The 25,640-nt window shown below is 46.5% G+C and carries 30 protein-coding genes; 15 read left to right on the top strand and 15 right to left on the bottom strand.

The window, feature by feature from the left end:
• Positions 1–12: 12 nt before the first annotated feature.
• The 5 genes from L0660_RS15180 to L0660_RS15160 form a co-directional block, all read right to left on the bottom strand.
• Positions 13–1,431 (bottom strand): CCA tRNA nucleotidyltransferase, encoded by a 1,419-nt coding sequence (locus L0660_RS15180; protein WP_235160213.1) that lies wholly within the window; start codon positions 1,429–1,431, stop codon positions 13–15.
• A 47-nt stretch (positions 1,432–1,478) separates the two neighbouring features.
• Positions 1,479–1,841 (bottom strand): type II toxin-antitoxin system HigA family antitoxin, encoded by a 363-nt coding sequence (locus L0660_RS15175; protein WP_235160212.1) that lies wholly within the window; start codon positions 1,839–1,841, stop codon positions 1,479–1,481.
• A gap of 4 nt (positions 1,842–1,845) precedes the next feature.
• The gene (locus L0660_RS15170; RefSeq protein ID WP_235160211.1) at positions 1,846–2,142 is read right to left on the bottom strand and encodes a type II toxin-antitoxin system HigB family toxin; all 297 of its coding nucleotides are present in this window, start codon (positions 2,140–2,142) and stop codon (positions 1,846–1,848) included.
• 75 nt (positions 2,143–2,217) lie between these two features.
• On the bottom strand, positions 2,218–2,589 hold the full coding sequence (locus L0660_RS15165; protein ID WP_233797811.1) for a globin: 372 nt from the start codon (positions 2,587–2,589) through the stop codon (positions 2,218–2,220).
• An 8-nt stretch (positions 2,590–2,597) separates the two neighbouring features.
• Positions 2,598–3,371: an AMP nucleosidase gene (locus L0660_RS15160; protein WP_026629998.1), complete on the bottom strand. Its 774-nt coding sequence runs from the start codon at positions 3,369–3,371 to the stop codon at positions 2,598–2,600.
• A gap of 50 nt (positions 3,372–3,421) precedes the next feature.
• On the opposite strand from L0660_RS15160, the gene L0660_RS15155 reads away from it, so the two are divergent.
• The gene (locus tag L0660_RS15155; RefSeq protein ID WP_026629997.1) at positions 3,422–3,871 is read left to right on the top strand and encodes a type I restriction enzyme HsdR N-terminal domain-containing protein; all 450 of its coding nucleotides are present in this window, start codon (positions 3,422–3,424) and stop codon (positions 3,869–3,871) included.
• An 89-nt stretch (positions 3,872–3,960) separates the two neighbouring features.
• Here L0660_RS15155 and L0660_RS15150 read toward each other — a convergent pair whose 3' ends face one another.
• On the bottom strand, positions 3,961–4,572 hold the full coding sequence (locus tag L0660_RS15150) for a YceI family protein (protein ID WP_235160210.1): 612 nt from the start codon (positions 4,570–4,572) through the stop codon (positions 3,961–3,963).
• A gap of 76 nt (positions 4,573–4,648) precedes the next feature.
• Positions 4,649–5,107: a MarR family winged helix-turn-helix transcriptional regulator gene (locus L0660_RS15145; protein WP_233797809.1), complete on the bottom strand. Its 459-nt coding sequence runs from the start codon at positions 5,105–5,107 to the stop codon at positions 4,649–4,651.
• A gap of 154 nt (positions 5,108–5,261) precedes the next feature.
• Between L0660_RS15145 and L0660_RS15140 the strand changes: the two genes are divergently transcribed.
• The 3 genes from L0660_RS15140 (at position 5,262) to L0660_RS15130 (ending at position 8,463) form a co-directional block, all read left to right on the top strand.
• Positions 5,262–5,840, top strand: coding sequence for a Maf family nucleotide pyrophosphatase (locus L0660_RS15140; protein WP_235160209.1), 579 nt, complete (start codon positions 5,262–5,264; stop codon positions 5,838–5,840).
• 27 nt (positions 5,841–5,867) lie between these two features.
• Positions 5,868–7,373, top strand: a complete 1,506-nt coding sequence (locus L0660_RS15135; protein WP_235160208.1) for an alpha-amylase family glycosyl hydrolase — start codon at positions 5,868–5,870, stop codon at positions 7,371–7,373.
• Between the two features lie 154 nt (positions 7,374–7,527).
• Entirely contained in the window at positions 7,528–8,463 is a 936-nt protein-coding gene (locus tag L0660_RS15130; protein ID WP_235160207.1) for an SMP-30/gluconolactonase/LRE family protein, read from the top strand.
• On the opposite strand, the gene L0660_RS15125 is transcribed toward L0660_RS15130, so the two are convergent.
• Together L0660_RS15125 and L0660_RS15120 are read right to left on the bottom strand one after the other, a co-directional pair.
• Complete coding sequence (locus tag L0660_RS15125) at positions 8,464–9,000, bottom strand: hypothetical protein (protein WP_235160206.1); 537 nt, start codon at positions 8,998–9,000, stop codon at positions 8,464–8,466. It lies immediately after the preceding gene.
• Between the two features lie 11 nt (positions 9,001–9,011).
• Positions 9,012–9,530 carry a hypothetical protein gene (locus tag L0660_RS15120; RefSeq protein ID WP_235160205.1) on the bottom strand — a complete coding sequence of 173 codons (519 nt, stop codon included), beginning with the start codon at positions 9,528–9,530 and terminating at the stop codon, positions 9,012–9,014.
• A 163-nt stretch (positions 9,531–9,693) separates the two neighbouring features.
• On the opposite strand from L0660_RS15120, the gene L0660_RS15115 reads away from it, so the two are divergent.
• On the top strand, positions 9,694–10,197 hold the full coding sequence (locus L0660_RS15115) for a GtrA family protein (protein ID WP_026629989.1): 504 nt from the start codon (positions 9,694–9,696) through the stop codon (positions 10,195–10,197).
• Here L0660_RS15115 and L0660_RS15110 read toward each other — a convergent pair.
• The 4 genes from L0660_RS15110 to L0660_RS15095 form a co-directional block, all read right to left on the bottom strand.
• Complete coding sequence (locus L0660_RS15110; RefSeq protein ID WP_235160204.1) at positions 10,194–11,387, bottom strand: acetyl-CoA C-acyltransferase; 1,194 nt, start codon at positions 11,385–11,387, stop codon at positions 10,194–10,196. The two genes, L0660_RS15115 and L0660_RS15110, sit on opposite strands and share 4 nt — an antisense overlap.
• 107 nt (positions 11,388–11,494) lie before the next feature.
• A complete protein-coding gene (locus tag L0660_RS15105; protein WP_233797802.1) occupies positions 11,495–11,746 on the bottom strand; it encodes a DUF6814 family protein in 252 nt (83 codons plus the stop codon).
• A 39-nt stretch (positions 11,747–11,785) separates the two neighbouring features.
• Positions 11,786–13,321 carry an MFS transporter gene (locus L0660_RS15100; RefSeq protein ID WP_235160203.1) on the bottom strand — a complete coding sequence of 512 codons (1,536 nt, stop codon included), beginning with the start codon at positions 13,319–13,321 and terminating at the stop codon, positions 11,786–11,788.
• A gap of 148 nt (positions 13,322–13,469) precedes the next feature.
• Positions 13,470–13,772: a hypothetical protein gene (locus tag L0660_RS15095; RefSeq protein ID WP_235160202.1), complete on the bottom strand. Its 303-nt coding sequence runs from the start codon at positions 13,770–13,772 to the stop codon at positions 13,470–13,472.
• Between the two features lie 186 nt (positions 13,773–13,958).
• Between L0660_RS15095 and L0660_RS15090 the strand changes: the two genes are divergently transcribed.
• The 9 genes from L0660_RS15090 (at position 13,959) to L0660_RS15050 (ending at position 23,878) form a co-directional block, all read left to right on the top strand.
• The gene (locus tag L0660_RS15090; protein ID WP_235160201.1) at positions 13,959–14,711 is read left to right on the top strand and encodes a carbohydrate-binding family 9-like protein; all 753 of its coding nucleotides are present in this window, start codon (positions 13,959–13,961) and stop codon (positions 14,709–14,711) included.
• Positions 14,712–14,760: 49 nt separating this feature from the next.
• Positions 14,761–15,861, top strand: coding sequence for a lactonase family protein (locus L0660_RS15085; RefSeq protein WP_235160200.1), 1,101 nt, complete (start codon positions 14,761–14,763; stop codon positions 15,859–15,861).
• A 189-nt stretch (positions 15,862–16,050) separates the two neighbouring features.
• Positions 16,051–17,271, top strand: a complete 1,221-nt coding sequence (locus tag L0660_RS15080; RefSeq protein ID WP_235160199.1) for an aminotransferase class V-fold PLP-dependent enzyme — start codon at positions 16,051–16,053, stop codon at positions 17,269–17,271.
• 44 nt (positions 17,272–17,315) lie between these two features.
• The gene (locus tag L0660_RS15075) at positions 17,316–18,566 is read left to right on the top strand and encodes an amidohydrolase/deacetylase family metallohydrolase (RefSeq protein ID WP_235160198.1); all 1,251 of its coding nucleotides are present in this window, start codon (positions 17,316–17,318) and stop codon (positions 18,564–18,566) included.
• 37 nt (positions 18,567–18,603) lie between these two features.
• Positions 18,604–20,346, top strand: coding sequence for a c-type cytochrome (locus L0660_RS15070; protein WP_235160197.1), 1,743 nt, complete (start codon positions 18,604–18,606; stop codon positions 20,344–20,346).
• A 125-nt stretch (positions 20,347–20,471) separates the two neighbouring features.
• Entirely contained in the window at positions 20,472–20,900 is a 429-nt protein-coding gene (locus L0660_RS15065) for a cytochrome c (RefSeq protein WP_235160196.1), read from the top strand.
• A gap of 19 nt (positions 20,901–20,919) precedes the next feature.
• Complete coding sequence (locus L0660_RS15060) at positions 20,920–22,416, top strand: sorbosone dehydrogenase family protein (protein WP_235160195.1); 1,497 nt, start codon at positions 20,920–20,922, stop codon at positions 22,414–22,416.
• Positions 22,417–22,443: 27 nt separating this feature from the next.
• Positions 22,444–22,914, top strand: coding sequence for a RidA family protein (locus L0660_RS15055; protein WP_235160353.1), 471 nt, complete (start codon positions 22,444–22,446; stop codon positions 22,912–22,914).
• 352 nt (positions 22,915–23,266) lie between these two features.
• Positions 23,267–23,878, top strand: coding sequence for an RNA polymerase sigma factor (locus tag L0660_RS15050; protein WP_233797793.1), 612 nt, complete (start codon positions 23,267–23,269; stop codon positions 23,876–23,878).
• 21 nt (positions 23,879–23,899) lie between these two features.
• Here the strand turns inward: L0660_RS15050 and L0660_RS15045 are convergent, their stop codons facing one another.
• Together L0660_RS15045 and L0660_RS15040 are read right to left on the bottom strand one after the other, a co-directional pair.
• Entirely contained in the window at positions 23,900–24,091 is a 192-nt protein-coding gene (locus L0660_RS15045) for a type II toxin-antitoxin system HicA family toxin (RefSeq protein WP_235160194.1), read from the bottom strand.
• Entirely contained in the window at positions 24,091–24,324 is a 234-nt protein-coding gene (locus tag L0660_RS15040; RefSeq protein WP_235160193.1) for a type II toxin-antitoxin system HicB family antitoxin, read from the bottom strand. The genes L0660_RS15045 and L0660_RS15040 overlap by 1 nt, the downstream gene beginning before the upstream one ends.
• 185 nt (positions 24,325–24,509) lie before the next feature.
• Here L0660_RS15040 and L0660_RS15035 point away from each other — a divergent pair, with 185 nt between their 5' ends.
• Entirely contained in the window at positions 24,510–25,613 is a 1,104-nt protein-coding gene (locus L0660_RS15035) for a FecR family protein (RefSeq protein WP_235160192.1), read from the top strand.
• Positions 25,614–25,640 lie beyond the last annotated feature (27 nt).

Below are 25,640 nucleotides of genomic sequence, written 5' to 3'. Positions count from 1 at the left end.
AGGAGTCAGATTTTATGATTGTAAAGTTAAGCCCATTTTTTCGCCCTCTTGCACCATATACGCGTATGCGGGATCAAATTCATTTGGAATAATGCCTTCCAGAATGGCCTCCCGTATCACTTCCTTGATGATGCCGACTTCCTTTGCCGGTTTCAGGCCGAACGCCTGCATGATCATTTCGCCCGTAATAACGGGTTGGAAGTTGCGCAGCTTATCGCGTTCTTCGAGGTCCTTCAACTTCTGTTCCACCAGATCAAAGTTTTGAAGGAAGCGCTTTACTTTGTCGGGGTTTTTGGAAGTAATGTCGGCCCGGCAGAGTTTCATCAATGCCTCAATATCTTCTCCCGCTTCCACGAGCAGGCGTCGCATGGCGGAGTCTGTTATTTCTTCTTTGGACAAAACGATGGGCCGCAAATGCAATCGCACAAGCTTTTTTACAAAACGCATTTTTTCATTCAACGGCAGTTTCATCCGCCGGAAAATGACGGGCACCATGCGCGCACCTACTTCCTCGTGGTTATGGAATGACCAGCCGACGCGTTTATCAAATTTTTTGGTCGCAGGTTTCGCAATATCGTGCAGGATCGCTGCCCAGCGCAGCCAAAGATCATCTGTGTTCTGAGACACATTGTCCAGCACTTGTAATGTATGGTAAAAATTATCCTTATGTCCCTTACCATCAATGGTTTGCACGCCCAGCAGTTCGATCATTTCCGGGAAAATGATTTGTAAAATGCCTGCGTGATACAGCAACTTGAAACCGTAAGAAGGTGTTGGTGACAGGATTATTTTATTCAGTTCATCCGAAATGCGCTCCATCGAAACGATCTCAATGCGATCCTTCATTTTAATGATCGCGTCGAATGTATTGGGCTCAATGTCGAAGTTAAGTTGGCTCGCAAAGCGGATCGCCCGCATCATACGCAGCGGGTCGTCGGAAAATGTAATCTCCGGTTCCAGCGGCGTTCGGATGATCTTTCTTTTTATATCCCGCATCCCTTCAAACGGATCCACGAGCTCACCAAATGTCCCCTTATTAAGGCTGATCCCCATGGCATTGATCGTAAAATCACGCCGGTTCTGATCGTCGCTCAATGTGCCGTCTTCCACTGCGGGTTTCCGGGAATCCGCGCGGTAAGATTCTTTGCGCGCCCCCACAAATTCGATTTCCAGATCGCCCTGCCGGATTTGCGCCGTGCCGAAGGTCTTGTATATGCTCACAAAAACGTCGGGGCCGAGCTGGCTGGCAACACTTTCGGCCAGTTCAATGCCGCTTCCGATCGAAACGATGTCAATATCTTTACTATTCCTTTTGAGTATCAGGTCCCTTACAAATCCACCGATAACATATGCCTCCACCCCCAGCTCCGCCGCAGCCTTCGCCACAATTTCAAGAATCGGATACTGGATTAACTGCTCTTTAAAATTCATGCGGCAAAGGTAAAGATTTCTTGTTCTGCCTGACTTGGAGAATTAAATTATCGAACAAGCTGGTAGTCCCCAATGAGGCTGTTTGCTGATAAATGCAGACGTGAGGCAAGGTTGCGGATCATCTCCACACTCAATTTTCTCCTTTTATTCAAAATTTCGGAAACCCTACTTTTGCCTCCGATCGCCTCAATCAAATCGACTTGCTTCAACTGCATTTCCTCCATCCGGATTTTAATTGCTTCGATTGGATCCGGGGCTTCTATAGGATAATATTGTTGCTCATAGGCATCAATCAGCAATGCGAGCACATCTGCTTCATCACTTTCAGGTGTTCCGATTGCCGCATCAAAAAGGATTTCCATGCGTTTGAGCGCTGCCTGATAATCTTCTTTTGTTTTAATGAGTTTCATAACGTTAGATCAAATTAGCGTCAATGCCGTCATATTCCTGATGTGTTCCAATGAAGCGGATAAAGGCCCATTGCTTTTCAAAATTAAACTTTACAACCAGTCGGTACGCATTGCCTTTAACATTAAAAACGATCCTGCCATCTTTCAGAATGCTCGCAGAAGCGTAAGTCTGCTTAATATCAGCGGGGGTTTTCCAGCTGGCGTTAAAAGCCGTATCATACCAGGTTTTTAAATATTGTTCAGTGTCAGGATGTGATTCCCAATATTCTCGTAGTGTGCTTTTAGCAAAGATGCGTTCCATCTAAATTTTATTGACGACACAAAGATAGGAAAAGTTCCCAAATCAAGAACTTTTTAATTTATAATAAGAATTAACTCACCGATTTACCATAAAAAATGCTGTCCTGGGAAATCGGTCGAATAACTCGTCTTTGAGCTCCTTGCTGATGGGGAGCGTTCCTACTGCTTCCGACATGCATTGGAGCCAGGCTACGGCGTCGTCTTCGGTGATGACGTGGGGCATGTGGCGGGCGCGCATCATGGGGTGGCCGTGAATGTCGGAGTAGAGTTGCGGGCCGCCTAGAAATTGGGTGAGGAAGAGGCGCTGTTTCTCCTTTATTTCTTCTTTATCACTTTTGAACAGCCTGGAAATCAACTCGTGATTGAAAACCAGGTCGTAAAATTTATCCGTTAGTTGCCGTAGCGCCGCATCGCCGCCGATGCGCTCATATAATGTAGCTTCACTCATTTTGCTGATCAATTTTCAAATCGCAGATGTTTCACAGACGCACCGGACCTCGCCAGTTCCGTCAATGATTCAATGCCGATTTCAAGGTGCATTTTGACATAATTAGTAGTCACTTTTTTATCACTTTCCTCTGTTTTTACCCCTTCCGGAACCAACGGGTTGTCGGATACCAAAAGCAATGCGCCATGCGGAATGGAATTGGCAAAACCGACAATAAAAATCGTAGCCGTCTCCATGTCAATGGCCATAGCACGGATATCGCGCAGATATTCTTTGAAGCTGTCGTCGTGCTCCCAGATTCTTCGGTTCGTGGTGTAAACCGTTCCGGTCCAGTAATCCATTTTATTTTTGGCAATACTGGCCGAAACCGTGCTTTGCAGGCGGAATGAAGGTAATGCAGGAATTTCCGAAGGCATATAGTCATCGCTGGTTCCTTCGCCGCGAATGGCTGCGATGGGCAAAATAAGATCGCCTACCTGAGTCTTTTTCAAGCCGCCGCATTTACCTAAAAACAAAACCGCTTTTGGACTAATGGCAGATAAAAGGTCCATCACCGTAGCGGCCATTGGACTTCCCATGCCGAAGTTAATGATGGTAATATCCTTAGCAGTAGCCGTTTGCATCGCACGCCCTTGACCCTTTACCTCAACATTGAATTTCTCCGCAAACATGGTCACGTAATTCCCGAAGTTGGTCAGCAGAATGTAACTTCCAAAGTCCTCAACGGCCGTACCAGTGTAGCGCGGCAGCCAGTTTTCGACGATTTGTTCCTTAGTAGTCATGAATTCAATGAGTTTATTGGCTGCGTTTGTTGTGATGTGTATCTTCGTTCATGGAATCTTTGAACCTCCCGACGTTTGCTTACAAAGTTAAGCACGTTAACGGGAAACCGCATATTTTCGACATTATACGCAGGAAATTCGTGTCGCTCACGCCGGAGGAATGGGTAAGGCAGCATTTTATTCATTTGCTGATCACAGAATATGGTTATCCTAAATCCCTTTTCGCCGTAGAAACGGGCCTGCAATACAACACATTAGCGAAACGGACGGACATTATGGTCCTGTCCGGCGAATCGCTTCCGTTTCTGCTTGTGGAATGCAAAGCACCTTTCATTACCGTGAATGATGCCACCTTTGCCCAGATCAGCCGATACAACTTCACATTACAACCTCAATATCTGGCTGTTACCAACGGCATGGCCCACTATTGCTTCAAAGCGGTGAACGGACAGATTCATTTTATGGATGATTTTCCAAAATACAGGGAATTCAACAACTGAGTTTTTTGGTATAAAAAACAAAAACCTGCCCAACCAAAAGGTCGGACAGGTTAACAATCTTAGCCATGAAAATCTTAAAACTCAGTTGATTATTTTGAAGCAACCAATTTCACGTCAATTGTGAAATCATCGTTGATCATTTTGTCACCAAGGTTTTCGAAGAAAGACTTGGAGTTGTATTTGATATCGTATTTCGAACGGTCAACAACAATTTTGCCAGTTGCTTCTGCACCAGTTGCCGTTGTTTTAACAGTTACTGGAAAAGTGACAGGTTTTGTAATGCCTTTGATCGTCAGGTCGCCCGTAACTTCGTAAACGCCAGTTGATTTTGGTGTCGCTTTCGTTACTACGAATGTTGCAGTCGGGTGTTTTTCAACGCCGAAAAAATCGTCAGATTTCAAGTGGCCGATCAACTTTCCATTGTATTCTTTGTCGGTAAGATCGGTGTTTGTAATTGTAGTCAGGTCGGCAACAAATTTTCCGCCTGTCAATTTAGCGCCGTCCATAACGATAGTGCCTTCCTTCAAAGCGATTTTGCCGGTATGCTCACCAGTAACTTTTTTGCCTACCCAGGTAAGCTCACTTTTTGAAGTGTTTACTTTCAGATTAGTTGCTTTTTTAACTTTGTCATCAGCTGAAACAGAGCCTGATACGAATAAAGCAACAGCAATAGAAGCGAGGAAGAATTTAACGGATTTCATTGTAGTTTTCATTTTTGGATTAATTGATTGTAATTAAATTATTGGGTTATTCATTTTTGGGTATTCATGCTCATTATCACTTGTTTGATTCCCGAAGTTTGTCAAGCAAAGCGCTTATCTGGTCTGCCTCTTCGCTGGAAATCACATTGAAACGGTTTTCCCATTCTTCCACGAACGGATCAAGTTCTTCCAGCAATTTCAAGCCGTCTTCGGTAATCAACACATCCACAGCGCGCCTGTCGTTGGGGCAGGATGATCGTTTTGCGAGGTTTTTGGCCAACAGCTTATCCACTAACCTCGATGTATTAGAATTTTTATCCAACATCCTTTCCGTAATGTCACTTACCTTGATCGGGTTTTGTTGCTGTCCGCGCAGGATCCGAAGTACATTATATTGCTGGCTGGTGATGTCGTGCCCTTTAAAAAATTCAAGTTGTTTGGATTCCAGCCAGTTGGTTGTATAAACCAGGTTCAATGCAAGACGCTGATAGGCGCTTCGAAATTTTTTTTGTTTTATATCAGTTTCAATAGACATAGCTGCCGACAAAATGTAATTATGATGTATATACATTTAATGTAGTAACATCAATATTCTCATGAATGGTTCATGCATGTGAAAGAAATTTAAAAATATCTGCTAACGCAACGCAAATACATTGATTATCAGCGTCATTTCCCTTTTTCCTTAAATGATTCCGTTAAAAAAACCCCTTATACTCGCTTCTAATTCACCGCGCCGCAAGCAGTTGCTGGCAGATGCAGGATTTGATTTTACTGTGGAAGTGCTGCCCACGGACGAGACATTTCCAGCCACGTTACCAGCCGAAGCGGTTGCCGACTATACTTCACGGGAAAAGGCAGAAATGTTCCTCGGCCTCCGGCCGGACGACATGGTCTTGACCGCGGATACGATTGTGGTCGCAGATCATGAAATCATGGGAAAGCCGGCCAATTTTCACGAGGCATTTCAAATGCTGCAAAAGCTGTCCGGCAAAACGCATACGGTGATTACATCGGTGAGTTTGCTGGATGATAACAGCATTCAAACTGTTTCAGATGTTGCTGAAGTGACATTCAGCAGACTGGAAGATTGGGAGTTAACGCACTACATTGACCAATATAAACCTTTCGACAAAGCTGGTTCCTATGGCATCCAGGAATGGATCGGGATGGTTGGGGTTGAAAAAATTCAGGGATCATTTTACACGATTATGGGCTTACCGGTGCATATTGTTTATAAATTGCTGAAACCTTATTTCATCCGCTGAGCCGGTCCGGTTTCGGGCAACATTCATATGATTGCAGACAAGTCAAGATTTATTCCAAGGGTTTGCTACGAGATATTTGTCCGTTCTTTCTGCGATTCCAACGGCGACGGGATTGGTGACTTAAATGGCATTACTTCAAAACTGGATTACCTGGCCGACCTCGGCATAGAGGCAATCTGGCTCACGCCTATCCATCCATCGCCCAGTTATCATAAATACGATGTGACGGATTATTATGCCATTGAACCGGAATTCGGGACAATGGATGATTTCAAAAAGCTGCTCGCCAGTGCGCGTGAGCGGGGCATTGAAATTTACCTCGACCTGATCATTAACCACACCAGCACGCTCCACCCGTGGTTTTCCGAAGCGCGTAAAAACACGGCGAACGCTTATCGAGAATTCTACTGGTGGATGACGCCCACACAAATCGAAGCCCTGGGAATTTCAGAAAGGGAAACCTCGGACGATTCGCAGGTGGTTTATCCATGGCACGAGAATCCCGAAGATTTGGAAAAGTATTACGGCCTGTTTTACAAAGGCATGCCCGACCTCAATTACCATTCGCAGGCATTACGGGAAGAATTGGAAAAAATTATTCGTTTTTGGCTTGTGGACGTGGGTGTCGACGGTTTTCGTCTGGATGCTGCCCGGCACGTTTACCCGGAATGGGAGAAACATTTAAGTGTTGAATTCTGGCAATATTTTTCAAAACTCGTGCAGGATATCAAGCCGGGTGCATTTACGGTTGGTGAAGTATGGGCGGAGACGGAAGAAGTAGCACCCTATTTCCGTTATCTGGACGCCACTTTTCATTTTGATCTTAGTTTCGCTTTGCAGCGTATGCTTATCGGTGAAAAGGATGAAGACATTGTTGAGAAGCTGCAATCCAGTTATGCGGTTTTTGAAAAATATAACCCGCTCTTTGTGGACGCTATCATGCTTACCAACCATGATCAGGACCGGATTGCGAGTGTCACCGGCAACCATAGAGAGAAAATTAAGATGGCGGCAAGCATTCTGCTGACATTGCCCGGCCAGCCGTATATTTATTATGGAGAAGAAATCGGCATGCTAGGCACGAAGCCCGATCCTTATATCCGCGAGCCTTTTATATGGTCCGATGACCTGGAAAGCAGCGGAAACACCAATTGGATTGATGCCCAATTTTCAAAAAAAGAAACCGTCGTGCCGCTGTCTGTACAAATGGAAGATCCTGATTCCGTTTACAATCATTATAAAACATTGATACATCTGCGGAAGTCCGAGCCGGCGCTGAGCCAGATCTTTGCGCCAAACCTCCACCGCGTGTGCCTGCAAGACGATCAGATGCTCTCCTATTTCCGGCCGCATGTGGATAAGTCGCTGGTTATCATTCATAATTTAAGCAGTCATGACAAGCCTATCTTGATGCCCGACGATAAAGCTGACTTCAAGCACATCCTTTTTTCAACCGATCCCCAACATTCTGGCATGTTACAAACCATGCAGCTCGCGCCACATTGCAGCCTTATTCTGGCTTCTCATTCGTGAAATCCGTACAGTAGGTTGCGGTGTATCCGCTTCTTTCTTCCATATTCAGGTTGTAATTTAAATAAACTTCGGAATCATGAAGCTCTGCGCGCCATTTCTATGTTCTCTCCTATTGCTTTCGGTATCTGGTTTTGCCCAAAAATCGTATCCCACGATGGGAAAGATCATTTACGAAGATCCCGCATTTGAGAAGCTGCTTGCCAAAGACGCGAAAATCGAAGTGCTTGCTTCGGGTTTTGAATGGTCCGAGGGGCCGGTTTGGGTGAAGGACAGCAGCTTTTTGCTGTTTTCGGATGTGCCTAAAAACAAGGTCTATAAATGGGATGAAAAAAGCGGTCTGTCGGTCTTCCTGGAACCTTCGGGTTATACAGGCCGGGGCGTTTACAGCGATGAGCCTGGTAGCAATGGCCTGATCATCGACAGCAAGGGACGGCTTGTTTCCTGCGAGCACGGCGATCGCCGCATTTCAGCAGTTTCATTAAAAGTGGGAGGAAAAGTTACGCTTGCGGATCATTTCGAAGGCAAAAGGTTTAATAGCCCAAATGATGTGACAGAGCATACGAATGGCAGCTACTACTTTACCGATCCACCTTACGGGCTTGCTAAAAAGCATGAAGATCCCACCAGAGAAACCAAACAATTCGGCGTTTATCGCATTGCAAAAGACGGGAAAGTAAGCCTGCAAATCCCCGACCTTACCAGGCCCAACGGGCTCGCTGTTTCCCCTGACGGAAAAATGCTCTACATTGCCCAATCCGATCCTGAAAAAGCCATAATCATGGCCTATAATGTGGATGAGAGCGGCAATGTGACAGGAAAAGGAAAACTCATTTACGACGCTACACCTATGGTAAAAGCAGGAAAACCGGGCCTTCCGGACGGTTTGAAAATAGACAAAGACGGAAACCTCTGGTCCTCCGGCCCCGGCGGAATGCTCATTATCACCCCGGCTGGAAAGCTGATAGGCAGGATCGAAATGGGCGAACTGACCTCCAACTGTGCCTGGGGAAATGATGGCTCTACATTATATATGACCGTGGATGGTTATGTGTGCAGGGTCAAAACAAACACTAAAGGCGCAGGCTGGTAATTAGCGGTCCGCAACACGCCGAACCGATCGCAGATCATTCTCTACATCCCGTTTTACGGAAGCCCAATTGGTTTTGCCATTGCGGTAAATGTTCGTATACGCCCTGTAAAGAACCAGTTGATCCGCGCTAATCCTGTCCAGCTGATCCGCCAGAACGCCTTTTTGGGAAGATTTGGCCGTCCGGTATTCGTTGATCAGCACATTATAGCGGCTTTCCAGGTTATCCAGTTCATACAACACCACTTCGCCCAGCTTGTCCATTTCCTGATATTGGGCGATCAGCTGCTGGTTGTAATCCGAGCTTCCGGCTGAAACCGCATTATCGCTGCGCGGCGTTTCGTTGAGAACGCGGTCATAATCTCTTTTGTACGTGCCGTTATTAGAGCGATAATCGCTGTCGTACGAACGGTCGGAAGCATCAGTACTGCCGGAAGATGTGCCGTGGCGCTGGTCGTAGCGACGTTGTAATTGCTGGGAGCACGATGAGCCGATCACCGTCAAAGCGGCCATACAGCAGATAAGATAAATGTTTTTCACGATTTTGATGGTTAAAAGTTGTGTCTTAATCCAATGCTCAGATTGGGATTGAAGTAAAAGAATTTGGGAATCAATTCAAGATAACCACCGCCTTCTACGAAAAATGAAGCAGGTTTTTGTGAGAAAAAGAATTCCAGCCCCGCTGTGGCCGACGGCCCTGTTGAAATGTTGGTTGTATAAACTGATTTTACATTCCGGTCTGGGTAATATCTTCGCGAATTCACCTGCACACCCGGACCCGCATACGCAATCATCCGTTCATTAAAAAACGGCGCATACCAAAGATACGTTCCATTGAACATAACGCCTACACCGCCCAGATCGTCATTGCTAACTTTGTAATTATCTTTGCTTTTGAACAAACCAATGTAGGTTCCGATACTGATATCCAGCGCATTACGTTCTCCATATTTACGAATGCTGACGGCGATGGGCTCACCGACTTCAAATCCGACGGCCCATTTTTGAGTCTGGGCAAAGGCAGGGGATGCGATAAAAAACAGAGAAACGAGCGTAATAAATTTTTTCATAATCACTATTCAAAATTGTAAAGAGGACAAAAATAGTGCCATAATAATGACATTGCCTTCCATTTCCAGTTGCTCAAATTACGATTCTGCTTTTGTTTCAGGATCATTTTCTTTCTAATATTGGGTCACAATTGTTCCCGGCAGTCCATTAACCAACTCTCAAGTGGCCCAAGTAAAGCAGGATAAAATTCTCAATGCCAAAGATTTAATAGCGTATTTTCTTGTTGCGGGCACCGGGGCAGTTATACAACTTGTTTCAAGCAGTTTAATCCAGGATTGGTTCGATGTGACATGGAGCGAGTCCATCACATTGTCTTATTTAGTAGGATTTGTTGTCGGTTTTATCCTTACCAAATTATTTGCATTTGATGCCCGCCGCAGTAATCAGACGCGCCGGGAAATGGTGAAGTTCTTAATCGTTGCTTTAATATCACTGGGCGTCACGAAGATTTTCACATTAGGATCATTCAAGCTGGCAACCGAAGTTTTAGGCATGGACATCTACATTGTGAAGCTCCCATTTGGCAAAAAACAGGTTAACATCACCGAAATGGGCTCATATGTGTCGGGAATGGGTTTTAGTTTTGTGAGTAATTATATTTTGCACAAAACCTTCACCTTCAAAAGCACAGGATTTTACAACCGCCTCAAAGTCCTTATCCGCTAATTTTCCTGCAATCTTTCAACTATAAATGCCGAAGCGCCGCCGCCGCCATTGCAAATGGCCGCCAAGCCATAACGCCCGTTATTTTGTTCCAGAACAGAAAGTAACGTCGTGATGATCCGCGATCCCGAAGAACCCAGCGGATGGCCGAGCGAAACGGCGCCTCCAAAGACATTGACCTTCTCTAAATCAAGTTCCAGCATTTTAATGTAAGCCAGCGCCACCACAGCAAACGCCTCATTCACTTCAAAATAATCAATCTGGGAAAGTGACAGTCCGGCTTTTTTCAAAACTTTTTGTGTGGCCAGAACGGGCGTTGTCGTAAACCAGGCCGGTTCCTGTTCCGCGTCGGCATAGGCGACGATCCTGGCTCGGGGTGTAATGTTGTTATTTCTGACAAATTCTCCTCCTGCAATAACCAGTGCCGAAGCGCCATCATTAATGGTGGAAGCATTTGCCGCGGTCACTGTTCCGTCTTTGGAAAAAGCAGGTTTAAGAAAAGGGATTTTTTCAAATTTTACTTTCTTAAATTCCTCATCCTCAGAAACAATCGCAGGCTCTCCACCCTTCGGCGAAGGCACTTCCACTGCTGCTATTTCATTTTTAAAAAAGCCGCTTGCCGTTGACTCCGCACTTTTTGTATAGGACCGGATGGCAAAAGCATCCTGCTCCTCTCTTGAAATCTCATATTTTTCAGCCGTCCGGTCGCCGCAAACGCCCATTCCGATCTGGTCGTAAACATCCACCAAACCATCTTTCAGCAATCCGTCAATGATCTCGCCATTTCCATAACCATAACCATTTCGGGCTTTGGGCAGATAATAGGGCACTTGCGACATATTCTCCATCCCACCTGCCACCACCAGATCCGCATCGCCCAGCCGAATGGATTGCGCCCCAAAAACCACGGCCTTCATGCCCGAAGCGCATACTTTATTGACCGTCGTGCAGATCACACCGGAAGGCAAACCGGCATATAACGCAGCCTGACGCGCAGGCGCCTGACCCAGATTGGCAGAAATCACGTTGCCCATAATCACTTCCTGAACCTGCTCCGAAGAGACACCCGCTTTTTCAACAGCGCCCTGAATGGCCGTCGCACCCAGCTTTGCGGCATGAACAGCAGACAAACTTCCGCCGAAACTGCCTATCGGCGTTCGGGCTGCGGACAAAATAAAAACTTCCTCTTTCATGGTTATTGGCTTGTATGATGAGATCGTCAAAAATAAAAACTATCCTGACAAATTCATGTTAACAAGCACCAAATCCACAAAAGAAGAAGTTTGTGCAATCCTCCCTCCTATAAATCAGCCGAGCTTCCGGGCAATTTTTCGTACTCGCCTTTCCAGCCGTAGTAGCCGAAAATCACCAGTCCCGCGCAAATGGGGATGAAGATCAGGATGATGATTGACCATTGCAATGTTGTGTTTGTCCGTGCAATTCCCTCCGCTGCCAATCCTATTTTTTCAATGGCCTGCATGAAGAGGAAAATAATGATAATGGGCCCCAGCAGCATCCATACTACGCCCAGATATTTCTTTAAAGCATTCATATTAAGCTATTTTTAAAATATTTTTTACAAATCAAAAACTCAATCAGCCACGTTCTCATCTCCCTTATTATTAATGTAAACCGCCCCGATTACAAAGGAAAGCGCAGCAATGCCGATCGGATACCAAAGTCCGGATAATGGCGTAGAGCCGCTGAACGAAGCAACCAATGTAGCGATAAACGGAACCAGACCGCCAAAAACGCCATTTCCAATATGGTAAGGAAGCGACATGGAAGTATAGCGGATCTTGGTAGGAAACAATTCCACCAAAAAAGCTGCAATAGGCCCGTAAACCATTGTTACCAGCAAAACCTGGAAGAAAACCAGCGCAATAATGATAATATAAGATGACCCCGAAAGCGTCACGTCCTTGATCACCGTTTGCGGTTCGGGCAATGGCGCCAGCACATCGTCGGGAATGATCACGACTTTTGCTTCCTTAAACGTCATTCCGTTGTTGAGTGTCTTGAATACGGTGGTTGTGATCAGCGAATCCTTGGTATCGTTCAGTAAAGTCCTTTCAACAACCGGATCCGAAGCACTTTTCAACTCTGTCTTCTGGAATTCCTTAACATTGGTTGCGTCAATAAAATATTGGTAAATAGGGCGATAGCAGATCACCCCCAGCAGCATTCCGGTAAGCATGATCCATTTCCTCCCCACTTTATCGCTCCACGAACCAAACACAACAAAGAACGGAGTCGCAAATAAAATGGCCCAAAGCAGCACATAACGCGATTCATTGAAATCCAGCTTGCAAGTATTTTCCAAAAACGATTGGGCATAAAACTGGCCGGTATACCAGATCACCCCCTGCCCCATTGTGGCCCCGAATAATGCCAGCAGCACCATTTTGAAATTCGCTTTCTTCTGAAAACTCTCTTTCAGAGGATTGGTAGAAACCTTACCCTCCGCTTTCAGTTTGGTGAAAACAGGGGATTCATGCATTTTCATCCGGATATAGATCGAAACGCCCACCAGCAAGATCGACACCAGGAATGGGATACGCCAGCCCCAGTCCGCAAACGCTTCGGCACCTAACATGTTCTTGGTGAGCACAATAACACCCAGGGAAAGAAACAAGCCCAATGTTGCCGTGGTCTGGATCCAGCTCGTAAAAAATCCTCTTCTGCCAACCGGTGCATGCTCCGCCACATAAGTCGCTGCGCCGCCATACTCACCACCCAGCGCAAGGCCCTGCACCAGTCTAAGGATCAAAACTAAAATCGGAGCTGCATACCCGATGCTTGAATATGAGGGAATCAATCCAATCAGAAATGTGGAACCGCCCATTAGCACCAGGGTCAGCAGAAATGTATATTTCCGGCCAATGAGATCACCTAACCGACCAAAAACCAATGCCCCGAATGGGCGCACGATGAAGCCGGCGGCGAAGATGGCCAATGTGTTGATTAATGCGGATGCGCCTGCGTCGCTGGGAAAAAGTTGTTGCCCGATGATAACGGCCAGGCTGCCAAAAATGTAGAAATCATACCATTCAATTAAAGTACCAAGAGAAGAAGCAGCAATTACCTGGGTAATGCTTTGGGTAACATTTTTGTCTGTGGACTGCATGGGTTTAGGTAAAGGTGAGGATAAGATGTTCTTCCTGAATTAGCTGGAAAAGCCTTGGGACGGGTATCATTACTCATTATATCAATAAAAAAGCCCCTGGATAAATCCAGAGGCTATATTTATTTAAATCAATTTATTGGACGGATCGTTATAAAACGTCGTCGTCCTCATCGTCATCTTCACGGTCGATAATCTCGTCCCCGTCAATGATCACAGGCTCCTCATCATCGAGCAGGCTGTCATCATCATCGTCTAGGACATCTTGTGGCAGGACATCATCTGCATCGTCGTCGCCATCCAGATCGTCGTCATCATTACCGCCTACCAATTCCGGATCATCGGCTACTGCGCGGGTTTTTTGTGTATTTGTTGGAAAGTCCGGAACTACCGGTGCTTCCAGAATGGGTTTGCTGGTATCAGCTATTGCGGGTTCTCCTCGTTCGCGTATCATAATGCTAAAAGTTAAATGGTTTTCAGTTGATTGATATGTGCCAATTGTTAAATAATCATTCCAAAGCGTGCCGCAGTCTGGAAAATCGGGGACTTATGGAAAATAATCATTTGGTAATATCTAAAAACCTGAGGAAATTGCCGGAACCTGCTTCCCGCAGCCCCTATTCCATTCCTAAACCATACAATGATGTTGAAAAAAATCGTCCCCTTTTTTCTATGGGCGGGCATTTTGACGGGCGCAATTGCTCCTCGCGCCCAGGCGCATGCCGCAATCCCGGATTCCTCCATGGTGATCAAAAAAACGACCGACTTTAAAGTAGACGGGCAAGGCAGTGCTGCAAACTGGGCCACTGCAAAGGCTTTTGACATCACGGTCCAGAAAGGTCCGAACCAGCCCGCGCCGGGAAAACAATTTCCCACCAAAGTAAAAATCCTCTACTCCGAAAAAGGAATGTATTTCCTCTTCGACTGCACCGATAAAAAACTGACTGCGACCATTATGGAGGATTATGGTTTACTGTTTAAAGAGGATGTTGTGGAAGTTTTTCTCTGGCCGGACACCACAGTGCCCATTTATCTGGAATACGAGCTTTCACCATTGGATTACGAACTTCCCATCATCATTGCCAACATAAAAGGCCGGACAGAAGGATGGAAAGCCTGGCATTACACAGACCGCAACCGCGTACAACATGCCACCAGCGCCCAAGGAGGCCAAAAGAAGAGCATGGCCTCAGTAGAGGGCTGGAAAGCCGAATTCTTTATCCCTTATGCATTGATGAGCCCTATGGTAACAGCCGCACCAAAGTCCGGGACCAAGTGGCGCGGGAACTTCTACCGCATTGATTATGATGAAGAAACCGCCTATTACTCGTGGCAGAAAACAGGCGGGAGCTTTCACGAGTTTAACAAATTCGGCACCTTGATTTTTGAATAGCAAGTCGCTGCCACTCCTAACATTGATCCAAACATTAAATTCCTGAACCATGCGCAATACAATTTTAACATTCATTTGCCTATTATCCGCAGTCATGACATTTGCACAAAAATCCGGAAAAGAAATTCTTTACATTGGCACTTACACCCAAAAAGGTGAGGGTATTTATGTCTACGAATTTGACAGAAGCAACCTGTCTTTCAAAGAAATACAGGTAATGGTGAATAAAAACAGCCCCTCATTCCTGGAATTCCATCCTAACAAAAAATTCCTGTATACAGCTAACGAAGGCAACAGCACGGTTTCTTCTTATGCCATTGACGCCGCCGGAAAACTGACGACAATGAATTCCAAACCCTCGCTCGGCAAAGGCGCCTGCCACGTCAGCGTAGATCCGAAAGGCCGGTTTTTGTATGTTTCCAATTACGGAAGCGGGCAACTAGGCGTTTACCTCATCAATAGTGACGGCACAATCGGCGCAGTGGCCGACAGCATTCAGGACAAAGGTTTAGCGTCCCAAAAACCACATATGCACTCGGTAATCCCCTCGGCGGATGGCAAATACATCTATGCTTCGGATCTTGGCATCGATAAGATCATGGTATACAGCGTTGATGCCAAAACAGGCAAGCTCACGCCCGGAGCCGTTCCCTATGCAGAAGTGAAGGCCGGTGATGGCCCCCGTCATTTTGCTATTCATCCTAATGGCAATTTCGGTTACTCAGCTTGCGAGCTGGGTTCGGCTGTTAACTCCTTCAAAATTGTTAAGAATTCCGGCGCGCTTGTGCCTATGGAGCGGGTAACGATGCTTCCTGCGGATTTTACGGGAAAAAGCTTTGCCGCTGACATTCATTTCTCGCCGGACGGCAAATTCCTGTACGCTTCCAATCGGGGACATGAAAGCCTTGCTATTTATGCAGTAGATGCCAAAACCGGCAAATTAACCGTCGCCGGGCATGCCGAAACGCACGGAAAGCACCCGCGCAACTTCCTGGTGGATGCCAAAGGTGAGCTTGTATTGGTGACCAATCGCGACAATGATAATGTGGTGTTTTTCAAAAGAAATGCAGAAACAGGCCAACTGACTTATACCAGCAAGGAGATCAGCATTCCTACGCCCGTATGTGTAAAGCAGCTGTTTATCGATTAGGAATTGAGCCGGAATAAAAAGGGCGTCAATATTTACATTGACCAAAGTTTATTTTCTAATTTTCAATAATTAAAAAAAATAATCTTACAAAAAAGAGTATCAGCATGCATTTCCTGCATCATTGATATGTTGATGCTTTCATCGTAGATTTTTAACGCCCTTAACACTTTTCAAGTCCTTTCCAATATCATGATAAACCGTAGAGATTTAATCAAACATTTGTCCGCTGTGCCCCTAATAGGCGGATTTTTGGGGAACGGCAGTGCAGAAGCTGCAACTTTCGCGGCTAAGCTGCCTGCGAGGAACCTTGTAAAGGAGCTGGGGATCCGAACTTTTATTAATGCTGCGGGTACCTACACGGCTATGACCGGCTCGCTCATGCAGGACGAAGTGGTAGAAACGATCCAGGGCGCTGCCCAGAATTTCATGATGCTGGACGAAGTTCAGACCAAGGTTGGTGAAAAAATTGCTGCATTAACGCATGCCGAATCTGCGGTGGTTACTGCCGGATGCTTTTCTGCATTAACATTAGGACTTGCGGGTGTGCTTACCGGAATGGATCAGAAGCGGGTGGAAGCATTGCCGCATCTGGAAGGAACGGGCATGAAATCCGAAGTTATCATCCAGAAAGGCCATAACATTGGCTACTCCCACGCGCTGACCAACACAGGTTGCAAAATTATCCAGGTTGAGACGGTTGAAGAGTTGGAAAAGGCCATTAATGAAAAAACTGCATTGCTTTGGTTCCTGCATATCCAGTCGGACAAAGGGCAGATCAAGCATGAGCAATGGGTGGAAATTGCAAAGAAAAATGGCATTGCTACGATGATAGACATGGCTGCGGATGTGCCGCCTGTTGAAAATCTTTGGCGATTCAATGATATGGGCTTTGACCTGGTGTGCGTCTCTGGCGGTAAAGCCATGCGCGGACCGCAAAGTGCAGGCATACTGATGGGTAAAAAACACCTTATCGACGCTGCCAGACTGAGCATGCCGCCACGCGGCTCTACGATCGGGCGCGGTATGAAGGTGAATAAAGAAGAGATCCTGGGCATGTATGTGGCTTTGGAAAAGTTCGTGAAAATGGACCACAAGAAGGAGTGGAAAATGTGGGAAGACCGCGCGGCACTGATCAGCAATGCGGCAAAAAGCGTGGCTGGTGTCAATGTTGAGACATTTGCTCCGGAACTGGGCAACCATACGCCTACCCTCCGCATTTCCTGGGACGCTGCCAAAGTGAGCCTGCCTGTGAAATTGTTGCAGGAAAACATGCGGAACGGCAACCCTTCCATTGAGATCATGCCCGGCGAAAACAACACATTAACCATCACAACCTGGTGCCTGAAACCCGGGGAGGAAAAAATAGTTGCCGCCCGCCTGAAAGAAGAATTATCAAAGGCAGTTGTTTAAGATTTTGCATTACCAAGAATACCTATTCCTAAGCCCTATAAAAAATGAAACACAGATCCCTGCTTATCCTTTTCCTGATATGCAGTGTAACTCTCGCCGTTAATGCGCAGACTTACAGCATATTGATCAAAGGCGGAACGGTCATCGACCCTAAGAATAACCTCAACCAGATCATGGATGTAGGGATATTTGAAGGAAAGATCAAGAAGGTTGCCAGGGACATCGATCCTAAGGAAGCCCGACAGGTTGTGGATGCCAAAGGCATGTATGTCACGCCCGGACTCATTGATATTCATGGACATGTGTTTTTCGGAACGCAACCAGACCATTATTTAAGTAATGGTTTGGTTGCATTACCACCCGACGGCTTCACTTTCCGCGTAGGCGTTACGACCATTGTGGACGCCGGCGGTGCGGGTTGGGATTCGTTTTCTGAGTTCAAAAAGAATGTTATTTTTAATTCCAAGACGCGCGTTCTTTCCTTCCTTAACATTGTAGGCGAAGGCATGCGCGGGGGAAATTGGGAACAGGATACCAGCGACATGAACCCCGAGCTGGCTGCGGGCGTCGCGCTGAAAAATAAGAATGATGTGGTCGGCTTTAAAGTCGCACATTTCATGGGCAATGACTGGAAGCCGGTCGATAATGCTGTGAAGGCGGGCAAGCTGTCCAACATGCCCGTCATGATCGATTTTGGCGGAAGCACGCCGCCCTTGCCATTGGAAGAATTGTTTTTGAAACACCTTCGCCCCGGAGACATTTTTACACACGCATATACTTTGCTGGAAGGCAATGTAAGAGAAACCATTGTAGATGAAAAAGCGCGGAAAGTGCGCCCGTTCGTTCTGGAAGCGCGCAAGCGCGGGATTATTTTTGACGTCGGCTACGGCGGCGCGAGCTTCAATTATTCACAGGCTATTCCTGCCATCAAACAAGGCTTTTTCCCCAACACCATCAGCACCGACCTGCATACGGGCAGCATGAACGGCTCCATGAAGGACATGCTGAGCATTATGTCCAAATTTTATGTGATGGGCATGGATCTGCCTTCGGTGATTAAGGCCAGCACCTGGGAACCTGCGCAGGTGATCAAGCGCGAAAACCTGGGACACATTTCAGAGAATGCCATTGCAGATGTCGCCATATTTTCGATGCGCAAGGGCAATTTTGGTTTTTATGATAAAACCGGTTATAAAATGGAAGGAAAAGAAAAGCTGGAATGCGAGATGACGATCATGGGCGGCAAGATCGTCTACGACCTCAACGGCATTGCCAAGCCGATCTATCTGAAATAGCTGCTGACCCTGTTATTCCTAAACTCCTCTATAAATAATGCGCTACCATTCTCTCAAACTCTCAGCTTCGCTTCTGCTGCTTTTTGCATTGGGTTTTACCCATAAGAGTGACCGGCAAAGTGACGTGGTTAATGACAAGAACGGCGGCCTGTTCCTACCGGACGGCTTTGAAGCAACCGTTGTGGTGGACAGCCTGCCCGGCCGCGCCCGCCACATTGCCGTGAATGACAATGGTGATATTTATGTAAAAGCGCGTTTTTCCGGAAAAGGGAAATCCGTGATTGCGCTGCGCGATACCAATGGCGACGGCCGTGCAGACATTATTAAACATTTTGGTGGACGTGACGGTGAAGGTGTTTACGGAACTGCCATGCGCATTTACAAAGGATATCTTTATTTCAGTTCAGAACTGATTGTTTCACGTTACAAACTGAATCCGGGCGAGCTTGTTCCGTCTGGCGAGGAAGAAATAATCCTTACCGACGACCACGCGCACGGCATGCACGAGCACATTGCAAAGCCGGTCACATTTGATGACAAAGGATTTATGTATGTGCCATTTGGCGCTAATTCCAATGCCTGTCAGGATGATAACCGAATCCCCTCATCCAGCGGCCTCGATCCTTGCCCTATCCTCGAAGATCACGGCGGGATCTGGCGTTTTGACGCGAATAAGAAAGGTCAGTTGCAGAAAGACGGCCTGAAATTCGCGACCGGCTTGCGGAGCGTAGTGGCGCTCGACTGGAATTTTGCTGATAATAATTTATATGCATTGCAGCATGGCCGGGACGATTTATTGCGCCTGTTCCCGCAGCTTTTTTCTCCCTGGCAAAGCGCTATGCTTCCTTCCGAGGAGTTTTTACGGATCAAAGAGGGCACGCATGCAGGCTGGCCTTATTGTTATTGGGATCAAATGCAGGGCAAAAAGATCCTTAACCCTGAGTATGGCGGTGATGGGAAAGAAGTGGGCCGCTGCGGCGAGTATGAAAAACCGCTGATCGGTTTTCCTGGCCACTGGGCTCCGAATGACATTCTGTTTTACCAGGGAAACCATTTTCCGGAACGCTACAAAAACGGCTCCTTTATCGCATTCCACGGTTCTACCAACCGCGCTCCTTACCCGCAGTCAAGCTATTTTATTGGATTTGTTCCTTTCAAAAATGGCCAGCCAGCAGGTGATTATGAGGTCTTCGCAGACGGCTTTGCTGGCGTAGATCCGATTGTGAATGTCAGCGACGCGGTTTATCGACCAATGGGCCTGGCGATTGGTCCTGATGGTGCGCTTTACATTGCGGAGACAGAAAAAGGGAAGATCTGGAAAGTGACTTACAAAGGCGATAAAAAGAAATTTACAAAAACGGCTTTGGTCAAAATGGAAAAGAGAAAATCCATGTCCAACATCCGCACGCCGGACGAAGTTGCCGACAACCTGGACAAGGATAAGCCCGTCGCCGGTGGGAAGGTTTACAGCGTTTACTGCTCAGCTTGTCATCAGCGAAACGGCATGGGCGATATGCAGCGTTTTCCACCTTTGGGCGGTGCCGAATGGGTAACCGGAGACAAGGAACGCCTTATAAAAGTATTGCTCAAAGGGCTGGAAGGGCCGTTGGAAGTGAAAGGGCAATCCTATAACAATGTAATGCCCCAACACAGCTTTTTAAAAGATGAAGAAATCGCAGAAGTTCTGACGCATATCCGCAGTAATTTTGGAAACACCGCCAGCGCCGTTTCTGCTGATGAAGTTTCGAAAGTCAGAGCAGCCGTTGAAAAAACAAATTAGCAACAACGTTTTTCTCCTTCCAACCTCGTTTAAGTGGATATTACTCTCCGGCAATTGAGTGTTCCTTTAAGGGGTTGGAGGGAGAAAAATCAGACATTTATATATATCACGTTTCTTTACATTTGATGTTTAAAAATAAGATTTTAGCCGCAAATTTTATCGTTTTAGCCGGAATTATTCTGACTGGATTTTCTTCCGGGCCTTTCAATCCGCACGTCAGCCAGGATCCCTGGAAAGCACCCGCCTGGGCCGACACACTGAAAAGTCCCTATCACGAGGAACCGCTGACATTGGCGCAGGGCGAAGAACTTTTCACACTTTACTGCGCCACCTGCCACGGCGACGCTGGTTATGGTGACGGCGCAGCGGGCGGCGCGTTGGGGCAGAAACCCGCTAATTTTCACGACACATTGGTAAAAGCCCAGAGCGACGGCGCCATTTTCTGGAAAATCTCCACCGGCAGGGGTAACATGCCGCCATTTAAAGATGTGTTCACCGACGAGCAGCGCTGGCAGCTCGTGGCCTACATCCGTCATTTAGGCAAAACTGAATAAACTGAACCCATAGGATAAAATGCTGACTATTAGCCGTTATTTCAAACCCAAAGTCGCTGCATTGCTGCTTGCCACCATTGCAGGACATGCATTTGCGCAGCCCAAAGAAACCGTCACAAGCACGCCGAAATCACTGCGCGACGACATTACCATTGAGCACTACATGAAAATTGAGCCGGAAGCGGTGCGGATCATTCAGCATCCGGTCACGGGGGAAATTTATTATACGACGTTCTTTGGCGATGTATTAAAGATCGTCACCAACAACGGTCAGCCCGAAAGTAAGAAAATCCTCAGCGCCGAAGACCACGGCATTACGCGCTTGCAAGGTGCGGCATTCAAAGGGAATACATTGTTTTTGGCAGGAAACATTAATGTCAACAACAACAAAGGGAACAAAGGCCGCATGGTTCGTTATGAGCTGAAAGCTGGCGTAGATACGAACTCAACTGAAAAGCCTGCGATGACGGTTGTTTTCAATACGGTGGAATATGGTGCCAACAAAACGACATTTGACCACGGTTGGAACGCGTTGGAAATCAGTCCGGATGGCAAATATATTTTCGTAAACACCGGCGCCAGAACGGATCACGGCGAAGTGCAGGACAACGGCGGTGAATATCCAAATGCGCGCGATAATGCATTAACAGCCAACATCTTCCGCTTCCCGATCGATGCCAAAGACTTGCTGCTTTCCACCGATACACAAAAATTAAAAGCCGACGGCTATCTCTACGCAGAAGGCATCCGCAATGCATATGACATGGCTTTTGATCCGAAAGGAAATCTGTTCGCAGTCTCCAATTCAGGTGATTACGACCATTCCGAAGATATGTTCTGGGTGCGCAAGGGCCATCATTACGGTTTTCCGTGGGTTATGGGCGGCATCGATAATCCGCAGCAATTTCCAGATTATCAACCCAATCCGGACACCGATCCTTTCCTGAGCAAATTTGCTTTTGCCTGGCTGATGAAGTATTTTCACAATGACCCAAATTTCCCGAAACGCCCCGCGGGCGTGAAGTTCAGCCCAGGCGTGCAGAACATGGGCCCGGACGCCAACGAGTACCGCGACCGCAAAACCGGCCAGGTCTACGACGGCGATTCCACGGGCGTGGGCGTAAGCACATTCAACGCGCACTCCTCCCCGCTTGGGTTGTTTTTTGATACTAAAAATACGCTGGGCAAAGACCTTACCGGTGACGGTTTTGTCATCCGTTACACGGGCGGACCAAGAAACGGGGTCGCTAATCCAAGTCCGCTAAGGAAGCAAGGACGGGATTTGTTACACCTCGAAATGGCCTACGACAAAGCCTCAGACAATTACAAAGTTAAAACCACCCGCATCATCGACGGTTTTACTTCGCCTACGGATGCATTGCTTGTTGGCAATACGCTTTACATTATCGAGTACGGCGGCAAGCAGGGCGGAAATAAATCGGGCGGAAGCATTTGGAAAGTGACGCTGCCTGCGAACGAGAAAATGGCTAAAAAGAGCAAGAAAAAAAGATCATAATACATTCGTTAATAACTTAATTATACTATCATGTCCGAAAGAAGATCAATCCTTAAAAAATTATTCGCCTCAGTTGCCGGAGTAGCCGGAATTGGCGTTGCTTCCAAAGCAATCGCAGAAACGCCTGCTGCGCCAGCGCCCGAAAAGGAAGTCGGTGATGTTGTTATGTATCAGGATGTTCCCTTGTTTTCAGGCCATACCAAGTTCAATAATATGGTGTTCATTGCCGGCAAAGGCGCCCACTTCGAAGGCGATATCACCGCCCACACCAAGCACGTCCTGGACGAACTGGAAAAAGAATTGATCAAAGCCGGTTCTTCAATGGAGAAAGTGCTGAAATGCAGTGTTTTCCTGAACGATTTGAATGACTATAAGGCAATGAATGAGGCTTACAAAGGCCGTTTCGGCTCAAAACCGCCTTGCCGGACGACGGTGGCTGTTTATGGTGGAGTGCCGGGGGACTCGTTGGTGGAGATTGATTGTATTGCTTATATCTAGGAGGATAGCATGGTGCTGCCCTTCGGCCGCCGGGCGGGGCCGCCCGCTAAGGGTGACAACGGCAGTTGTTAGTGTCGCAGGGGTATGCCCTTCGGCTCCGCTCAGGGTGACAGGGCTGGTTTAGCATGGTGCCTGCCCTGTCACCCTGAGCGGAGTCGAAGGGCAGGCACCATGCTAAACCGGTCTGCGTAACGCCCGACCGGCCAACAATAACCCCCTCCCCCAAAATCAAATCTTTATTCTGGCATAATCCAATTTTGCCGAATCTAATTTTAAAATAAAAAATAAAGTCGGTGTTATATTTTAAAATTAAGCGATTAAGCAGTTTCTTTGTTGCCTGACCCAATAAGATTTGAACAAACGACAACGCATCGCTGAGGAGAATGTAATTCTTCTGAATCTCTGGCAACAATCCCAGGCCGGGGACAGTCTTGCATTTTGTCAGCTTGCCGATAAGCAATATCGCACGCTGTTCAACTACGCCACCAGCTTCACGTCGGACCGGGAATTTATCAAGGATTCCATTCAGGAATTGCTGATCCACATTTGGGAAAAGCGCGAGACAATTCACATTCAGTTTGTTTCCATTTACTTTCTGAAAGCGCTTCGCAATCAGTTGCTGCAAGAATTCCGGAAAAACAATCCGGCCAATTCACTGCTGGACATTGAAGAAGTTGGGCAGATGTCAGATTATCAGACTGTCGAAACGCAGATTGAGCAAAGTGAAATATACTCTGAAAACCAGATTAAAGTACGCTCGGCCATAGAAGAACTTCCACGCCGCCAGAAAGAAGCCGTTTTCCTCAAATATTTCGAAGGAATGGATAATGAGCAAATTGCAGACCTCATGCAAGTCAACCGCCAATCCGTCGCCAACCTCCTCTTCAAAGCCATATCCTCTCTAAAAACCCATATCCGCGCAGTAACAAGCCTGATGCTGCTGGTTTTTGTGAATAATGGTTAGCCTTGCTATTGATTAAGCTCATCAGATTTTTTCAATCCCCAATTGCTTACATATCGCCTCGCAAAGGTGCTTGTCAATCTTAGGATGCCGCGGAATTGTGGTTTGTTTGCTGTTGAGGACATTGGAGTAAAGATCATGTTTTGCCCCGTTTCTTTTTAAGTAACAACTGTGATTTTCAAGATGCCTGATTAGTTCGTTTCTTTTTATTGACATCAGGCAAATTCTAATTCTTTCGTAGAGATAATTGCGCCATAGATCTCATCCTCAATGAATTGATCATCTTGTGGCAAACTCTCGAAAGAATCCTGGGCATATAGACTGAGCGCGTCGCTGATGTTTTCCATCACTTCGTTGATGGTTTCTCCTTGCGTCATGACAGATGGAATTTCCTTGATGCGTCCGATCAGGAATTCCTCGCCCTTTGATATTAATACTGTGAATTTCATATGAATGTTTAGTGTGGTTTAAAACAGAATTAAAACTAAACATTAAAACGCCATCTCACAAACTTTACGTCTCAGAACATTCATACTCAAAACGGCTTCCCTCAAAAAATAATTTCTAAAAAAAGAGTATTGACCGCAGGAAAGTGCATCCTTAAATAAAATAGCTATACAATTATTTGCCCTATATGCACAATTACCGCAATTTTCTTCCGGAGGAACTCGCAGCCGATCCATCGTTCAGACGCTGGACGTTGTTTAACGATCCCGAAGAAGACATTTTCTGGGCTGAATGGCTTGAACTTAATCCGGATAAAAAAGAGCTTGTAGCAAAAGCAAAATACTTTCTGAATAACACCAAATCGGCATTTGACCAGATTTCCGAAGATGAAATTGCAAATGAGATTTACCGGCTTTCACATTCGATTGGCGAAAATAAGGCGAAGAAATCGGGTATAAGAAAGCTTTTCAGGCCCAATTGGTATAATATGGCGGCTTCCGTATTGCTGCTGATGTTTGCGGGATGGTGGTTTAACAAGCAAACGCCTTCACAACAGCAGTCAGACCAGTATAAGGTGATCCTGAGCCAGATTAAGGAGCCGTTGGTGAAGGCTGAGAATGTGACGGACAAGGCGCAGCTGATCGTTTTGGCGGATGGAAGCTCGGTGCTTTTGCAACCCAATAGCCGTATTACCTACCCTTCCAGGTTCGAAGGAAATAAGAGAGAAGTGTTCCTGAGCGGGGAAGCGTTTTTTGAAGTTGCCAAGAATCCGGACAAACCCTTCTATGTATACGCACATACACTGGCGACCAAAGTGTTAGGCACCAGTTTCAAAGTGAGCGCATTTGAAGGCGACAAGGAAGTGAAGGTTGTAGTAAAAACAGGAAAAGTTTCGGTGTTCCCGATGACCAAAGAAGCCATCGCAACGCAGCAGGCTGACGATAAGCTTGGCGGAATGGTGTTAACACCGAATCAACAGATCGTATTCGCTCCCAAAGAGTTACGCCTCACACGCAGCCTGATTCCGGACCCAAAACTGCTTGAATTACCGATCCAGAGCCAGTCATTTGAATTCAAAGGCACACCTATTACCGATGTTTTTGAGACGCTTGAAAAATCTTATGGCGTGAAGATCATTCACGATGCCGATGTAATGAAGGATTGCTATCTGACCGCATCCCTTTCCGACGAACCGCTTTTTGAAAAAATAAACCTGATCTGTAAAACGATAGGCGCCCAATATGAACAGCTGGATGCCAGCATTATCATTACCAGCAAAGGTTGTTACTAACGTTCCTCACCAATCCCCTAAAATTCT

The organism is Dyadobacter sp. CY351 (assembly GCF_021502625.1).
Taxonomy (GTDB): Bacteria; Bacteroidota; Bacteroidia; order Cytophagales; family Spirosomataceae; genus Dyadobacter; species Dyadobacter chenhuakuii.
Note: the sequence above shows the minus strand (reverse complement) of the source record. Positions and strands in the feature narration are given on the sequence as shown.